Source organism: Blastococcus sp. MG754426, from assembly GCF_021699055.1.
Lineage (GTDB): Bacteria > Actinomycetota > Actinomycetes > Mycobacteriales > Geodermatophilaceae > Blastococcus.
The window spans coordinates 1-15,977 of the sequence record NZ_SSXC01000057.1 but is presented as its reverse complement, the minus strand read 5'-3'; the positions used below and the strand labels follow the sequence as shown (position 1 = coordinate 15,977).

Here is a 15,977-nt window from a genome sequence, read left to right as displayed (position 1 = left end):
CACCCTGCGGCGACACTCGTCGCCGTGCGCACCCAGGTGGCGATCATCGGCGCCGGCCCCGCCGGCCTCCTGCTCTCGCGGCTGCTCGCCCTCCAGGGCGTCGACTCCGTCGTGCTCGAGAACCGGTCGCGCGGGTACGTGGAGGCGCGCATCCGGGCCGGCATCCTCGAGCAGCACACCGTCGACACGCTGACCGACGCCGGGCTGGGCGACCGGCTGCACCGCGAGGGCATGGAGCACCGCGGCATCTACCTCCAGCACCCGGGCACCCGGCACAAGCTCGACTTCCCCGAGCTGTGCGGCCGGACGGTCTGGGTCTACGGGCAGACCGAGGTCACCAAGGACCTCGTCAAGGCGCAGCTCGACGGCGGTCCGCCGCTGCTGTTCGAGGTCTCCGACGTGACCCTGGAGGACGTCGACTCCGACACCCCCCGCGTCCGGTTCACCGACGCCGACGGCGTGGCCCAGGTGCTGGACTGCGACGTGATCGCCGGCACCGACGGGTTCCACGGTGTCTCGCGCCCGGTGGTGCAGGCCGCCGGCGGGCGCACGTGGGAGCGCACCTACCCCTACGCCTGGCTGGGCATCCTGGCCGACGCCGCGCCCGCCACCGACGAGCTGATCTACGCCTGGCACCCCGAGGGCTTCGCGCTGTACTCCATGCGCTCCCCCTCCGTGTCGCGGCTGTACCTGCAGGTGGACCCGGCGGAGAAGATCGAGGACTGGTCGGACGACCGGATCTGGGAGAACCTCTCCCGCCGGTTCGCCCTCGACGGCTGGGAGATCAGCACCGGCCCGGTGACCGAGAAGTCGATCCTCCCGATGCGCTCGTTCGTGAGCACCCCGATGCGCCGCGGCCGGCTGTTCCTGGCCGGCGACGCCGCCCACATCGTGCCCCCGACCGGCGCCAAGGGCCTGAACCTCGCCGTCGCCGACGTGACCCTGCTGGCCCAGGCGCTCGTGCGGCTGCTCACCGAGAAGCAGGCCGACCTGGCCGACACCTACTCCGACCGGGCACTGGCCCGCGTCTGGCGCTGCACCCACTTCTCCTGGTCCATGACCTCGATGCTGCACACCTCCGGCGACGACTTCGACGCCCAGCTGCAGCTCGCCCAGCTCCAGCGGATCTGCTCCTCGGAGACGGCCGCCCGCGAGCTCGCCGAGAACTACACCGGCCTGCCCGTCGGCTGACGGTGCATCCGCCCGGGCCCCCGCGCCCGAATGGCGGTCGTGGAGTCCACCGCCCCGCGGCAGCTGACGGCATGGCTGGTGCAACCCCTGGTCGACGCCGGTCTGGACCCCGGAGAGATCCAGGTGCTGGTGACCCGGCTGGGCTTCGAGGCGGTCGTCGCCGGTGACCGCGGCCTCGACGTCCGGATCCTCGACGTCGTCGGGGACCGCCCCCGCGAGGTCCGGGCCGCCTGGCTGGAGGTGATCGACCGGATGACCGGCCGCCGGCTCCCCGGACGCTGACCGCCGCACCGGCCGGCGTGACCCCCGCCACAGGGGGTGAGACAGGCGTGGCCAGTGTCTCAGGCGCTGTGGTCCAGCTCACCAAGGGCCGGGCCGGCTCCCCCTGGAGGTCACGTGCGCACCACTCCCCCGCGTCCCGCCCGACGATCCCTGCTCGCGCTCGGGCTGGGCGCCGTCCTCGCCGCCGGCGCCCTCACCACCGCCGCGCCCGCCGGCGCCGCGCCCGATCCCGCCCCGCTGGTCGTCCGGACCACCGAGGGTGCGGTCGAGGGCACCTCGGCCGACGGGTACCGCCTGTTCCAGGGCATCCCGTTCGCCGCGCCGCCGGTGGGTGACCTGCGGTTCCGCCCGCCGGCACCGGTGCAGCCGTGGGAGGGCGTCCGGGACGCCACCACGCCCGGCAGCCCCTGCCCGCAGGAGCCCAGCGCCAGCAACCCGGTCACCTCGCTGGCCGAGGACTGCCTCTACCTCAACGTCACGACCCCCTCGGGCCTGGACACCCAGCGCCGCGACCTCCCGGTGATGGTGTGGATCCACGGCGGATCGTGGCAGACCGGCAGCGGTGACCGGTACGACGCGAGCAAGCTCGCCCTCGAGGGCGACGTCGTCGTGGTGACGGTCAACTACCGCCTCGGCGCCCTGGGCTTCATGGCGCAGGAGGACCTCTCCCGCGAGAACGGCGACGTCGCCTCCGGCAGCGCCGGGCTGCTCGACCAGCAGGCGGCGCTGCGCTGGGTGGAGCGCAACATCCGCGCCTTCGGCGGCAACCCCGGGCGGGTGACGGTCTTCGGCGAGTCGGCCGGTGGCTCCGCGGTCTGCGCCCAGCTCACCTCCCCGGGCGCGCGCGGCCTGTTCGACCGCGCCATCGCCCAGAGCTACAGCTGCACCGCGCCCTACGACACGCTCGAGACGGCCGAGGCCACGGGCGCCCGGGTGGCGGAGGCCGTCGGCTGCGCGACCGCGGACGACGTCGCCACCTGCCTGCGGGCGACGCCGGTGCAGGAGCTGCTCGACGCCTGGCCGGGCGGGGCCTTCGTCGTCGGCGGATCGGCGCTGCCGGTGCAGCCGGCCGAGGCGATCGCCGCCGGCAACCACGCCAGGGTGCCGGTCATGCACGGCAACCTCAGCGACGAGAACACCCTCTTCACGCCGCTGGACCCGACCGTGTCCCGGCTGGCCGCGGACGGCTTCACCGCGGCCGACTACGCGGCGGTCCTCGCCGGCGTCTTCGGTGACGACGCCGACGAGGTGCTCGCCCGCTACCCGGCCGCCGCCTACCCGTCGCCGCTGCGCGCCCTGGCCGCCGTGAACAGCGACGCCGGCAGCGCGCTGTCCACCTGCGAGCACGTCGACGCCTACGACACGCTGGCCCGCCCGCCGGCGCCGGCCCCCGTCTTCGCCTACCAGTTCCGCGACGAGACGGCCGACCCGTTGGTGAGCTTCCCGTACCCGGGCTACCCGGAGGACGCCCAGCACGCCGCCGAGCTGCCCTACCTGTTCCCGGACCTGTTCGGGAACGGGCTCGACCCCGAGCAGGAGCGGCTGTCGGCGACGATGGTCCGGTACTGGACCAACTTCGCGGCCCACGGCAACCCCAACGGCCGGGACGTCCCGACGTGGACCCGGTACCGCGCCTCGAAGGACGTCCAGGGCCTGGACATCGCCTCCGACGGAGGGGTCGGCCCGGTCGACGTCGCCACCGAGGCGAACTGCGCGTTCTGGTCGACGCTCGGCTGAGCCGGCCTGATCGGCGGGCCCCGGGCAGCGCGTGCTGCCCGGGGCCCGTCCGCGCGACCGGCACGCCGCCCCCGGGTGCCGCTCGCTACCCACCGGTAGCCCGTGTGGGATCGTCGGGGGCACTACGTCGAGACGGCACCTGCCGCCGTCAGGAAATGAGGACCGATGCGGTTGCAGCTGTCCCCGGAGCTCGAGGCCTTCCGGGAGGAGATGCGGACCTTCTTCACCACCCAGGTGCCGCAGGAGATCCGCGACAAGGTCGCGGCCCACCGGCACGTCTCCAAGGAGGAGTACGTCGAGGCCCAGCGCGTGCTCAACGCCGCGGGCCTGGCCGTGCCGCACTGGCCGGTCGAGTGGGGCGGCAAGGACTGGACGCCCCTGCAGCGCCACATCTGGCGCGAGGAGATGCAGCTGGCCGGCGTCCCCGAGCCGCTCGCCTTCAACACCAGCATGATCGGCCCGGTCATCGCCGCCTTCGGCAACCAGGAGCAGAAGGAGCGCTTCCTGGCCAAGACCGCCAACCTCGACATCTGGTGGTGCCAGGGCTTCTCCGAGCCCGACGCCGGCTCCGACCTGGCCTCGCTGCGCACCACCGCCGTCCGCGACGGCGACGACTGGGTGGTCAACGGCCAGAAGACCTGGACGACGCTGGGCCAGCACGCCGACTGGATCTTCTGCCTGGTCCGCACCGACCCGACGGCGGAGAAGAAGCAGCGCGGCATCTCGATGCTGGTCTTCCCGATGGACACCCCCGGTGTGACGCTGCGCCCCATCGAGCTCATCGACGGCGGCTTCGAGGTCAACGAGGTGTTCTTCGAGGACGTCCGCGTCCCCGCCGAGAACCTCATCGGCGAGGAGAACCGCGGCTGGGACTACGCCAAGTTCCTGCTCGGCAACGAGCGCGTGGGCATCGCCCGCGTGGGCGCGACCAAGAAGATGCTCGCCCAGGCCAAGGACCACGCCCGCGAGATCACCGTCGACGGCCGCCCCCTCCTGGAGGACCCGTTCATGGCCCGGCGGATCGCCGAGGTGGAGAACGAGCTGGTGGCCCTCGAGCTCACCGCGCTGCGCGTCGTCGCCAACTCCGCCGACGGCAAGCCGCACCCGGCGTCCTCGGTGCTGAAGCTCAAGGGCTCGGAGCTGCAGCAGGCCGCCACCGAGCTGCTGGTCGACATCGCCGGCCCGCTCTCGCTGGCCTCCTTCGCCGAGGAGGGGTCCGACGTGCCGGACTGGGCGCGCGTCGCGACCCCGCACTACCTGAACTACCGGAAGGTCTCCATCTACGGAGGCTCCAACGAGGTTCAGCGCACCATCATCGCCGGCACGATCCTGGGGCTGTGATCTGACGTGGACTTCACCTTCGACAGCGAGCAGAACGACCTGCGGGAGGCCGTCCGCGGCCTGCTGGCGCGCGCCTACTCCGACAGCGAGCAGCGCCGGAAGGTCGTCGCCAACGACCCGGGCTTCGACGAGAAGACCTGGGCCCGCCTCGCGGAGATGGGCCTGCTCGGCCTGCCCTTCGCCGAGGAGCACGGCGGCATGGGCGCCGGCCCGATCGAGGTGGCGATCGTCGCCGAGGAGATCGGCCGGGTCATCGCCCCCGAGCCGTTCATCGAGGCCGTCGTCCTGGCCGGCGGCCTGATCGCCGCCGTCGGCACCGACGAGCAGAAGTCCGAGCTCCTCGGGGCCATCGCCGAGGGCACCAGCGTGCCGGCGTTCGCGCACGCCGAGACCGGCACCCGGTGGAGCGCCTCGGCCTCCGCGGTCACCGCCACGCAGTCCGGCGACGGCTGGACCCTCAGCGGCGCCAAGGAGCCGGTGCCGACCGGCGCCCGCGCCGACGTCCTGGTGGTCTCGGCGGTGGTCGACGGCGGCACCGGGCTGTTCCTCGTGCAGGGCGACGCCGCGGGCCTGGCCCGCACCGGTTACCGCACCCACGACGGCACCCGCGCCGCCGCCGTCCGCTTCGACGCCACCCCGGCGACGCTGCTGGGCACCGGCGGGGACCAGACGGCCGCCATCGAGCGGGCGCTGGCCGAGGCTCGGATCGCCTACAGCCACGAGGCTATCGGCGCCATGGACACCGCGCTGCGCACCACCGCGGAGTACCTCAAGACCCGCAAGCAGTTCGGCGTCACCCTCAACCGGTTCCAGGCGCTCACCTTCCGCGCCGCGGACATGTACGTGTCCCTGGAGCTGGCCCGGAGCGCCGCGCTGTGGGCCTCGATGGTGCAGGACGCCGGCGGCGACGTCGTCGCCGCCGCCGACCGCGCCCGGCTGCAGACCAGCCGCGCCGGCCGGCACATCGGCAAGGAGGCGATCCAGCTGCACGGCGGCATCGGCGTGACCGCGGAGTACTCCGTCGGGCACTACACCAGCCGGCTCACCGCCATCGACCACCTGCTCGGTGACGGTGACTTCGCCGTCGCGCGGCTGGCCCGCACGGTGGGCGAGCAGGCGACCGTCGACCCGCTGGGCGCGCCCTACGCCGTCTGAGCGACAGCCAGCCAGGAGCCCCGTCCCCCGTCCCGGGGGGCGGGGCTCCGTCGTGTCGCGACCCCGTCGCGAGCGGAGCGCGTGCTGGGGGGCGACGGGGTCCTTCTTCAGTCGCCGAGCATCGCCCGGCGGAGCTCGGCGGCGTCGGCCCGGACCTGGTCCAGCACCGGCACCAGGTCGTCCTCCCGCAGCTGGCCGCAGGTGAGCCGGGTGATCGGCACCGCCTCGTGGTCGTCCTCGGTGATCCGTGCGGCCACCTCGAAGGCGGCGCGCAGCAGCCCGCCCTCGACCGAGGTGGCGTCGTCGACCTGGTTGAGCCGGTGGGTCATCGTGTGCGGGAAGCCCCACTGCTCCAGCGCGACGGCGGTCAGGCGGACGCTGTTGATGCCGTAGCGCCGCAGCTCGGCGGCGCGCCGCTCGGGGAAGCCCGGGTGCTCGGCCACCAGCGCGCCGTAGCCCTCGGGGTCGTCGTGGTGGAGCAGCGCCGCGCCCATCTGGGCCAGCAGCCCGACGCACAGCGCGTCCTGCGACCGCTCCCCGAACCGCGGCGCGAGCGTGGACGACGCCAGCGCCAGGCAGGTCGTGACGTCCCAGAAGTCCTCCGGCAGGCGCGACTCGTAGTCGAGCTCGGTGAGCGCGACGGTCGCCATCGTCCGGACGGTCGTGAAGCCGACGACGGTGACGGCGAACTGCAGCGAGGTGACCCGCCCGCGCATGCCGAAGTAGGCGGAGTTGGCCAGCTTCATCACCCGGCCGGCGAGGGCGACGTCGGAGGCGAGGATGCGGGAGAGCACCTTGGCGCTGGTGTCGTCGGAGTTCGCCACCGAGACGATCTGCGCGGCGACCGGGCGCTGCGCCGCCATGGTGTCGATGCCCGCGAGGACCTTCTCCAGGTCGAAGACGGGGGCCGCCTCGCCGCGGGGCGGGAGGGGAGTGACGGTCATCGGGTGCGCTCCCCGTGGGAGGCGAACCAGGCGGCGGTGTCGGCCCCGGTCATCGGCGGGCTCAGGGCGAACCCCTGCAGGAAGGTGGCGCCCAGCCGGCCGAGCTCGGCGGCCTGCTCGGCGGTCTCGACGCCCTCGGCGACGGTGCTCAGGTCGAGGCTGCGGGCCAGCGCGATGACGGCGGAGGCGATCTCGGTGTGCCCGTGCGCCAGCTCGGCGACGAAGGACCGGTCCACCTTCAGGCAGTCGACGGGCAGGTGCCGCAGGTAGGCCAGCGACGAGTAGCCGGTGCCGAAGTCGTCGATCGCCAGCTCGACGCCGAGGTCGCGCAGCGCGTGCAGCACCTCGCGGGCGGAGTCGGGGTCCTGCATCAGCGCCGACTCGGTGATCTCCACCGAGATGCGGGACGGGTCCAGCGCGTGCCGCGCCAGCGCGTCGGCCACCTGTGCCGGCAGGTTCGCGTCCAGCTGCAGCGCCGAGACGTTGACGTTGGCGCGCGGGGGCGCGGCCGGGCCCAGGGCGCGGTCCCACTCGGCCAGCTGGCGGCAGGTCTCGTCCAGGACGAGCAGCCCGAGACCGGCGACCAGCCCGCTCTCCTCCGCCAGCGGCACGAACACCGCCGGGCTGATCCGGCCGCGATCGGCGTGGGTCCACCGGGCCAGCGACTCCACGGCGACCGGCCGGCCGTCGTGGGTGCTGAAGATCGGCTGGTAGAGGAGGGTGATCTCGCCCCGCTCGATCGCGTCGCGCAGCTCGGCGACCAGCCGCAGCTTGTCCCGCGCCTGCTCCCGCGCCCGCTGGTCCAGCACGGTGATCCGCCCCTTGCCCCCGGCCTTGGCCTGGTACATGGCGATGTCGCAGTCGCGGATCAGCTCCTCGGCGCCGGTGTGCTCCCCGGTCTGCACCGTCACCCCGACGCTGGCGTGCGGCCGCACGTCGACACCGCCCAACCGCACCGGCCGGGCCAGCTCCGCCGTGATCCGCTCGGCGAGGGCGACCGCGGCGGACTGGTCGACGTCCTCGCAGACCACGACGAACTCGTCCCCGCCGAAGCGGGCCACCAGGTCCCCCGGCCGGACCACCGACCGCAGCCGGTCGCCCACCTCGGTGAGGAGCTCGTCTCCCGCGGTGTGGCCCAGGGAGTCGTTGACCACCTTGAAGTTGTCCAGGTCGAGGAAGAGGCAGGCCAGCGTGCCGGTGCCGGGGACGAACCGCTCGGCCACGTACCGGGCCAGCAGGGTGCGGTTCGGCAGCCCGGTGAGCGGGTCGTGGCTGGCCTGGTGGGCCAGCGTGGCCTCGAACGCCAGCCGGTCGGTGATGTCCTCGATGGTGCCGACGAAGCCCGCGCCGACACCGGGGGTGAACAGGTGCGCGAAGCGGATGACGGTGGTGCGGACCGACCCGTCGTCGCGCAGCAGCCGGGCCTGTGCCTCCACCTCCTGGCCGTCCAGGGCCGCGGACACCTGCCCGACCACCGTGTCGAGGTCGTCCTCGTGCACGGCGTCCATCCAGCCCGTCCCCAGCAGCTGCTCGGCGCGCCGACCGACGAGGCTGCAGAAGGCGTCGTTGACGTGCGCCAGCCGCATGCCCTGCTCGGAGAGGAGGGTGGGCACCGGGGACCGCTCGGTCAGGGTGGAGAAGCGCCGCTCGTGGGCGTCGGCGGTGGCCCGCAGCGCCCGTTCCAGCTCGTTGGTCGTGGAGACGATCCGCACCGTCCACATCCGCCCGCTCGGGGACGGCGTCGTGGTGACCAGCGCCTCGACGGCGGCGCCGCTGGCGGTGCGCACCGCCAGGGTCATCCGGGCCGACCGCTCCCGGCGCAGCAGCAGCCGGAGCTCGCCGCGCCCGAGGGTCGGGAACAGGTGCTCGACGGGCAGCGCGCGCAGGTCGTCCAGGCCGTAGCCGAGCAGCTCGACCGCACCGGCGTTGCCCCAGCTGACGCGCGCCCGGCCGGCCACCATCTCGGCGACCACGATCGCCAGGTTGTCGCTGACGGTGGCGCTGTAGAAGACCGATGCGACGATCTCCGCGGGGACGCGGTCGTCGCCGGGGCTGTTCAGGATGGCGGACACGGTCCTCCCCTCGGTTCGGAGCAGGCGCCGAGGTCTGGACCCGCTGCAAGGACCTTCGGCAGCTCCTCGGTGCGGCCACCACCCGGGCACCGCCGCAACACCCCTTTCGGGTGGCGCCCGACGGCGGCGACCAGCTCCCGGCGTGCCGTGCCTCACATTTCCGGAGCGGTACCCCGTGATCGCTCGTTCCCAGGCAGGATCCGTCCCACCCACCGAGCACCGCGAACGACCCACCGGCGGGCAGGCGACGAGGCCTGCCCAGCGAGGAACGGAGCGCCACGATGCAGATCGGAGTCCCGCGCGAGACGCGGCCCCGCGAGACCCGGGTGTCCGCGACCCCGGCGACGGTCGTGCAGCTGGTGCAGCTGGGCTACGAGGTCGTGGTGGAGGCCGGCGCCGGGAGGGCGGCCAGCTTCCCCGACGAGGCCTACGTCGCGGCCGGTGCGCGGATCGGCACGGCCGCCGAGGCGTGGGGGGCCGAGGTCGTGCTCAAGGTGAACGCGCCCGCCCGCGAGGAGATCGGGCTGCTGGCCGACGGCGCGACGCTGGTCAGCCTGCTCTCCCCGGCGCTGAACCCGGAGCTGGTCGAGGCGCTCGCCGCGCGGCCGCTCACCGTGCTCGCCATGGACGCCGTCCCCCGCATCTCCCGGGCGCAGTCGATGGACGTGCTCTCGTCGATGGCCAACATCGCCGGGTACCGGGCGGTCGTCGAGGCGGCCAACGTGTTCGGCCGGTTCTTCACCGGTCAGGTGACCGCGGCGGGCAAGGTGCCGCCGGCCAAGGTGCTCGTCGCCGGCGCGGGCGTGGCCGGGCTGGCCGCGATCGGCACCGCGTCCAGCCTGGGGGCGATCGTCCGGGCCACCGACGTCCGCCCCGAGGTCGCCGAGCAGGTGCGCTCCCTCGGCGGCGAGTACGTCGCCGTGCCCGCCGGGGAGCAGGAGGTCAGCAGCGACGGCTACGCCCGCGAGATGGGCGAGGACTTCAACCGGCGGGCCGCGCAGATGTACGCCGAGCAGGCCCGCGACGTCGACATCGTCATCACCACGGCGCTCATCCCGGGCCGGCCCGCGCCGCGGCTGGTCACCGAGGAGATGGTGGCCTCGATGCGCCCGGGCTCGGTGGTCGTCGACATGGCCGCCGCCCAGGGCGGCAACGTCGCCGGCTCGGTCGCCGACGAGGTCGTCGTGACCCCCAACGGCGTCACGATCATCGGGTACACCGACCTGCCCGCCCGGCTCCCGGCGCAGGCCTCCCAGCTGTACGGCACCAACCTGGTCAACCTGCTCAGGCTGCTGACCCCCGGCGCCGACGGCCGGCTGGTCCTCGACCTCGACGACGTCGTCCAGCGGGGCATCACCGTGGTCCGGGAGGGCGAGCTGATGTGGCCCCCGCCGCCGGTGCAGGTCTCGGCGGCGCCCCCACCGGCCGCACCACCGGCCGGGGCGACCGCTGCGGCACCAGCCGTGCCGCAGCGCACACCGGCACCGGCGCGCCGGTTCGCCCTGGTGGGGGTCGCCGCCGCCCTGCTGTTCCTGGTGGCGGCCTTCTCCCCCGACGAGCTGCTCGGGCACGTCACCGTGTTCGCGCTGGCCGTCGTCGTCGGGTTCTACGTGATCGGCAAGGTGCACCACGCCCTGCACACCCCGCTGATGAGCGTCACCAACGCCATCTCCGGGATCATCGTGGTCGGCGCGCTGCTGCAGCTGGGCAGCGACGACGGTCTGGTCCGCGCGCTGGCGTTCGTGGCCACGCTCGTGGCCAGCATCAACGTCTTCGGCGGCTTCGCCGTCACCCGCCGCATGCTGGGCATGTTCTCCCGCGGCCCGAGCACGGAGGCCGCCGCCCGATGACCGCCACCACCGCCGCGGCGGCGGCCTACATCGTCGCCGCGCTGCTGTTCATCCTGAGCCTGGCCGGGCTGTCGAAGCACGAGACGGCCAAGGCCGGCAACGCCTACGGGATCGCCGGCATGGCGATCGCGCTCGCCGCCACCGTCGGCCTGGCCACCCGCGGCATCTCCACCGCCGGGCTCACCCTGCTCGTCGTCGCCGTGGTCGTCGGTGCGGCCATCGGCCTGTGGCGGGCGCGCGTGGTGGAGATGACCGGCATGCCGGAGCTCATCGCGCTGCTGCACAGCTTCGTCGGCCTGGCGGCGGTGCTCGTGGGCTGGAACGGCTACCTCTCCGTCGAGGGTGCCGACGGCGGGTCGCCGCTCACCGGCACCGAGGCCGGCATCCACTCCGGCGAGGTCGTGGTCGGCGTCTTCATCGGCGCGGTCACCTTCACCGGCTCGATCGTCGCCTTCCTCAAGCTGTCGGCGCGGATCAGGAGCAACCCGCTGGTGCTGCCCGGCCGCAACTGGCTCAACCTGGGCGCGCTGGCGCTGTTCGCCGTCCTGACCGTCGTGTTCGTGGCCGAGCCGAACCTGCTGGTCCTCTCGGTCGTCACGGTCCTGGCGCTGGCGCTGGGGTGGCACCTGGTGGCCTCGATCGGCGGTGGGGACATGCCCGTCGTCGTCTCGATGCTCAACAGCTACTCGGGCTGGGCCGCCGCCGCGTCGGGCTTCCTCCTGGGCAACGACCTGCTGATCATCACCGGCGCGCTGGTCGGCTCGTCCGGTGCCTACCTCTCCTACATCATGTGCAAGGCGATGAACCGCTCGTTCCTGTCGGTGATCGCCGGCGGTTTCGGCAACGAGGGGGCGGCCGCGTCGTCCGACGTCGACTACGGCGAGCACACCGAGATCACCGCCGAGGAGACCGCGGAGCTGCTGCGGGACGCGAAGTCGGTGGTCATCACCCCCGGCTACGGCATGGCGGTCGCGCAGGCGCAGGGCGCGGTCGCCGAGCTCACCCGCAAGCTGCGGGCGCAGGACGTCGACGTGCGGTTCGGCATCCACCCGGTGGCCGGGCGACTGCCCGGCCACATGAACGTGCTCCTGGCCGAGGCCAAGGTGCCCTACGACGTCGTGCTCGAGATGGACGAGATCAACGACGACCTCGCCGGCACGTCGGTGGTCCTGGTCATCGGTGCCAACGACACGGTGAACCCCGCGGCGACCGAGGACCCCGCCAGCCCGATCGCCGGCATGCCGGTGCTCCGGGTGTGGGAGGCCGAGCACGTGGTCGTGTTCAAGCGCTCCATGAACACCGGCTACGCCGGCGTGCAGAACCCGCTGTTCTTCCGGGAGAACAGCCGGATGCTCTTCGGCGACGCGCGTGAGCGGGTGGAGGACATCCTCAAGGCGCTGTGACCCCGGCTCGGCTGTCCCGCCGGCCCGGCGGCCACTACGGTGAGCACATGCGCGTTCACGGTTCGGTGAGGGCCGTTCCCCCTCCCCGGGCGCGCGACCACGTGTGCTGGCTGTACCGGGACGGCGACGAGCTCGACGCCGCGGTGCTGGCCTCAGCGCGCGGTGGCCTGGGCCGCGGGGAGCGCCTGCTGGCCGTCGGCGAGCGCGTGGTGGCGGCCGTGCACCGGGCCGGCGGGGCGCTGGGCGGCGTCGACGCGCTCGTGGCCGACGGGACGCTGCGGCTGCTGCCGTTGCAGGACGCCTACGCCGGCGCCGGGTCGTTCGACGCCGGACGGCAGCGGCAGTTCTACGACCGGGCGACCCGGGCGGCTCGCGCCGAGGGCTACCGCGGGCTGCGCGTGCTGGCCGACGTGAGCCCGCTGGCCGCGGACCCCGCCACCCGCGCGGAGCTGGCCCGGTGGGAGCACGTCGCCGACGAGTACATCGCCCAGGGCCCCGGCATGTCGGCGCTCTGCGCCTACGACGCCACCCTCCCGGCCGCGGCGCTGGACGCCGTGACCGCGGTGCACCCGCAGGTCCACGCGCCGTCGGCCCCCCCGGCCTTCCGGGCGTTCTTCGACCGGGACCGGGTCGTCGTGGCCGGCGACGTCGACCTGGTCGGCGCCGAGCGGCTCTCCCGGGTGCTGGCCGGCTCGCCGGTCGAGGGCGGCACCCGCACGCTGGACCTCTCCGGCCTCGGCTTCGCCGACGTCGCCGGCTGCCGGGCGATCGCCCGCTGGGTCCGGTCGCTCGCCGGCAGCGGGGTGCGGGTGGAGCTGCGCGACGCGCCGCCGCTCGTCCGCCGGGCGTGGCCGCTGCTCGGGTTCGACCGGTGGGCGCCCGTCGTCTTCACCAGCGCCTGACCTGCGACCGCCCCACGCCCACGACGCACGCCACCCGGGACCGGCGCCGACCGGCGGCTATATTGAGCACCGCTACACACGCGTCACACAGCCGGCGCGCGGCCGGGCCCAAGCCCGACCCCGGGGGACCTGGAACAACTCGGGCCCCCTCTCTGACCGCCCGGCGCTCGTTCGTCCGGTGCAGCAAACCGACGGAGAGCAAGGCGTGACACCCCCTGACGACGACGATGAGCTCGCCGTCCAGCCGGCGTTCGAGGAGCTGGCCCAGCTCTCCTTCGCGGAGCACTCGCTGGAGTCCGTGCTCGGCCGGGTCACCGAGCTGGCCACCCGGATCCTCCCGGGCCGCCCGGTGGCCTCGGTGACGATCCTCGGCGACGGCTCCCCCCGCACGGTGGCGGCCAGCGGCGACCTCGCCCTGAAGCTCGACGAGGTGCAGTACGGCCTGGGCGGCGGTCCCTGCCTCGAGGCCGCCACGACCGGCCGGCCCGCCGTCGTGGCCGACACCCGGTCGGAGCCCCGGTGGCCGGCGTTCGGGACCCAGGCCGCCGCGCTGGGGTGCGGGAGCATCCTGTCCTACCCGCTGCCCGTGCAGGAGCGGGTCTCCGGGTCGATGAACGTCTACGCCGGGGACCTCACGGTCGCCGACGACCGCACCCGTGCGCTGGTGTCCCGGCTCGCCGCCTACGCCGTCGGGCCGGTGTCGAACATGTACCTCTACGAGACCGCCGTGGAGCGGGCGGAGCACCTGGCGGCCGCCCTGGAGCACCGGGCGGTGATCGACCAGGCCAAGGGCATCCTCATGGAGCGGCACAAGCTCACCGCCGACCAGGCGTTCCGGCTGCTGGCGCGGGTCTCGATGGAGAGCAACACCAAACTGCGCGACGTCGCCGCGCGGTTCGTGCTCACCGGGCAGCTGCGCCCGGACTGAGCACGGCACCGGGGAGGAGTTGCGTCCCGGGCGCCGGTCATCGACGGTTTGCTGGTGGATCCCTTCCGCGGGCTCGGCATGCCCCGCATCCCCGGGTTCGGCGAGCTGATCGCGCTGCTGCAGACGCAGACGGAGGCGTTGTCCCAGCTCCCCCGCACGCTGGCCGACCTCAACAGCACCGTCCGGGAGCTGACCGCCGCGACCACCGCCGCCCGGGAGACCATCGCGTCCGCGCAACGGATGGCCGAGCGGCTGGAGGGGCTGGTCGAGGAGCTCGAGGAGCCGGTGCGGGCGCTGCGGCCGGGGATCGAACGGGTCGGGCGGGTGCTGGACGACCCCGCCGTCGACACCGTCCCCGAGACGCTGCGCCGGATCCACGACGACCTGATGCCGCTGATCCACGGCCTGCGCCAGGCGCAGACCCGGGTCGGTTCGGTGACCGGCCTGCTGCGCCGGCGCCCGGCCGCGGACGAGGACGACGGCTACTGACCGCCGAGCTGACCACCGACCCGGTCGCCCTGCTGGTGTGCGGCCTCGCCGTCCTCCTGGCCTCGGTCGTCCAGACGGCGACCGGCATGGGGTTCGGGCTGCTCGCCGGGCCGCTGGTGCTGCTCGTGCAACCGGCACTGGTCCCGGGGCCGCTGCTGGTGGGCACGCTCGCCTCGCTGCTGCCGGTGGTGTGGCGTGAGCGAGCGGCCCTGGAGCTCACGACCGTGCGCGGCGCGGTGCTGGCGTCGGTACCCGGCGTCGTCGCCGGCCTGTGGCTGTTGCAGGTGATCGACGTCCGCTTGTTGGGGATAACGGTTGCCGTCGTCGTGCTGCTCGCCTGCAGCGCGTCGCTCGCGGGGGTCCGCCTGCCGGGTGGGCGGCGGGCACTCGCGGTCGCCGGGTTCGCGTCCGGCACGCTGTCCACGGTGGCGGCCACGCCGGGGCCCCCGCTGGTGGTCACCTACCGGGCGCCCACGCCGGCCGCCCAGCGGGCGAACCTGTCGGTGTTCTTCGTCGGCACGACTCTGCTCTCGATCGGCGTGCTCGTGGCCGGCGGGGAGCTGACCGGCGGCGGGCTGGCCGCCGGAGCGGGGCTGGTGCCCTTCGTGCTGCTCGGCTTCCTGCTCGCCGGGCCGCTGCGCCGCAGGCTGGCGCTGCCGGTGATGCGCCGTGCAGCCCTGGTGCTGTGCCTGCTCTCCGGGGCGGCGCTGCTGGTCAGGTCGCTGGCGGGCTGATCGTCAGCGCTCGGCGGGAGGATCGCGGCGCACGATGTCACCGACGGCCTCTTCCAACCGTGCCCACGTCGCGCTCCACTCCACGAGCGGGTCGAGGATCCGTTCGAAGACGGCGAGCTGCTGGTCGAAGGCGTCCAGCTGGGCGCGCATCGCCGCGATCGAGGTGCGCTGCGCGGTCACCATCTCCTTGACCGCGCGGAGCTGGGCGGCGGACATGGCACCGGGCGGGCTGGGCAGGGCGGGCAGCGGGAGGCGGGACGTCGCGCTGCCGGCCAGCCCGCGGGCGCGGTCGCTGAAGAACCGCAGCTGGCTGACGAACTCGTCGATCGACCGGCCCACGAACCCGCCCTGCGGGGTGTCCCGTCCCTCGTCCCCGACCTCGCTCATGGCTCCCCCTCGGCCTTCGGTCGCTGGCCCGACCCTAGGCACGCTCGACCGCCGGCGCAGGTCCGCCCCGGATCACGACCGCGCCGCGAGATCGGCGATCTCGGGCCCGTCAGACGGCTGACGGCCCGAGATCGCCGATGTCGCGGCGCCGTGAGCGTGCGAGGTGGAGGGGCAGCGAGGTCCTCCTAGTACCAGCCGACCGACTGGGAGTGCGCCCAGGCACCGCACGGCGAGCCGTAGCGGTTGTTGATGTAGATCAGCCCCGCGTCGATCTGCCGGTAGCCGTCGGAGGTCTTGGCGATGCCGGTGCCGGCCCAGGTGGAGTCGAGGAACTGGGCGATGCCGTAGGCGGTGCTGCGCGGGTTCTGGGCGTCGGGGTTCCACCCGCTCTCCTTGCCCCACAGGCTCTCCAGGCAGGAGAACTCGCTCGCCGAGCCCACCTTGCCCATCGCGTACTCCTTGAAGGACCCGGCCGGGGCCGGCGCGGCGGCCGGGGCCGGCGCGGAACGGGCGGGCGCCGGTGCCGGGGCGGGCGCGGGGGTGCTGGCGGCCTGCTGGCGGG

The 15,977-nt window shown here is 74.0% G+C and carries 15 protein-coding genes; 11 read left to right on the top strand and 4 right to left on the bottom strand.

The annotated features are described in order from the left end of the window. Positions 1-24 precede the first annotated feature (24 nt). The 5 genes from E9549_RS16565 (at position 25) to E9549_RS24255 (ending at position 5,706) form a co-directional block, all read left to right on the top strand. Positions 25-1,191 (top strand): 4-hydroxybenzoate 3-monooxygenase, encoded by a 1,167-nt coding sequence (locus E9549_RS16565; protein ID WP_236827692.1) that lies wholly within the window; start codon positions 25-27, stop codon positions 1,189-1,191. Positions 1,192-1,230: 39 nt separating this feature from the next. Next, positions 1,231-1,473 carry a hypothetical protein gene (locus tag E9549_RS16560; protein ID WP_236827691.1) on the top strand — a complete coding sequence of 81 codons (243 nt, stop codon included), beginning with the start codon at positions 1,231-1,233 and terminating at the stop codon, positions 1,471-1,473. Positions 1,474-1,587: 114 nt separating this feature from the next. Then, positions 1,588-3,210, top strand: a complete 1,623-nt coding sequence (locus E9549_RS16555) for a carboxylesterase/lipase family protein (protein ID WP_236827690.1) — start codon at positions 1,588-1,590, stop codon at positions 3,208-3,210. 165 nt (positions 3,211-3,375) lie between these two features. Next, positions 3,376-4,551 (top strand): acyl-CoA dehydrogenase family protein, encoded by a 1,176-nt coding sequence (locus E9549_RS16550; RefSeq protein ID WP_236827689.1) that lies wholly within the window; start codon positions 3,376-3,378, stop codon positions 4,549-4,551. A 6-nt stretch (positions 4,552-4,557) separates the two neighbouring features. Continuing rightward, on the top strand, positions 4,558-5,706 hold the full coding sequence (locus E9549_RS24255; protein WP_236827688.1) for an acyl-CoA dehydrogenase family protein: 1,149 nt from the start codon (positions 4,558-4,560) through the stop codon (positions 5,704-5,706). A gap of 107 nt (positions 5,707-5,813) precedes the next feature. On the opposite strand, the gene E9549_RS16540 is transcribed toward E9549_RS24255, so the two are convergent. Together E9549_RS16540 and E9549_RS16535 are read right to left on the bottom strand one after the other, a co-directional pair. Further along, a complete protein-coding gene (locus tag E9549_RS16540; protein ID WP_236827687.1) occupies positions 5,814-6,650 on the bottom strand; it encodes an HDOD domain-containing protein in 837 nt (278 codons plus the stop codon). Then, positions 6,647-8,722, bottom strand: a complete 2,076-nt coding sequence (locus E9549_RS16535; RefSeq protein ID WP_236827686.1) for an EAL domain-containing protein — start codon at positions 8,720-8,722, stop codon at positions 6,647-6,649. Before E9549_RS16535 ends, E9549_RS16540 begins: the two co-directional genes overlap by 4 nt. 281 nt (positions 8,723-9,003) lie before the next feature. On the opposite strand from E9549_RS16535, the gene E9549_RS16530 reads away from it, so the two are divergent. The 6 genes from E9549_RS16530 (at position 9,004) to E9549_RS16505 (ending at position 15,028) form a co-directional block, all read left to right on the top strand. Further along, a complete protein-coding gene (locus E9549_RS16530; protein WP_236827685.1) occupies positions 9,004-10,572 on the top strand; it encodes a Re/Si-specific NAD(P)(+) transhydrogenase subunit alpha in 1,569 nt (522 codons plus the stop codon). Next, positions 10,569-11,975, top strand: coding sequence for a Re/Si-specific NAD(P)(+) transhydrogenase subunit beta (gene pntB, locus E9549_RS16525; RefSeq protein ID WP_236827684.1), 1,407 nt, complete (start codon positions 10,569-10,571; stop codon positions 11,973-11,975). Before E9549_RS16530 ends, pntB begins: the two co-directional genes overlap by 4 nt. A gap of 47 nt (positions 11,976-12,022) precedes the next feature. Next, positions 12,023-12,877, top strand: a complete 855-nt coding sequence (locus E9549_RS16520; protein WP_236827683.1) for an MEDS domain-containing protein — start codon at positions 12,023-12,025, stop codon at positions 12,875-12,877. Positions 12,878-13,082: 205 nt separating this feature from the next. Next, positions 13,083-13,805, top strand: a complete 723-nt coding sequence (locus E9549_RS16515) for a GAF and ANTAR domain-containing protein (RefSeq protein ID WP_236827682.1) — start codon at positions 13,083-13,085, stop codon at positions 13,803-13,805. Between the two features lie 54 nt (positions 13,806-13,859). Further along, positions 13,860-14,294: a hypothetical protein gene (locus E9549_RS16510; protein ID WP_236827681.1), complete on the top strand. Its 435-nt coding sequence runs from the start codon at positions 13,860-13,862 to the stop codon at positions 14,292-14,294. A 35-nt stretch (positions 14,295-14,329) separates the two neighbouring features. Continuing rightward, the gene (locus E9549_RS16505) at positions 14,330-15,028 is read left to right on the top strand and encodes a sulfite exporter TauE/SafE family protein (protein WP_236827680.1); all 699 of its coding nucleotides are present in this window, start codon (positions 14,330-14,332) and stop codon (positions 15,026-15,028) included. Positions 15,029-15,031: 3 nt separating this feature from the next. On the opposite strand, the gene E9549_RS16500 is transcribed toward E9549_RS16505, so the two are convergent. Beyond that, the gene (locus E9549_RS16500) at positions 15,032-15,415 is read right to left on the bottom strand and encodes a hypothetical protein (protein ID WP_236827679.1); all 384 of its coding nucleotides are present in this window, start codon (positions 15,413-15,415) and stop codon (positions 15,032-15,034) included. Between the two features lie 185 nt (positions 15,416-15,600). After that, positions 15,601-15,977, bottom strand: a 377-nt coding sequence (locus E9549_RS16495; RefSeq protein ID WP_236827678.1) for a transglycosylase SLT domain-containing protein, incomplete at its 5' end; no start/stop codon positions are given.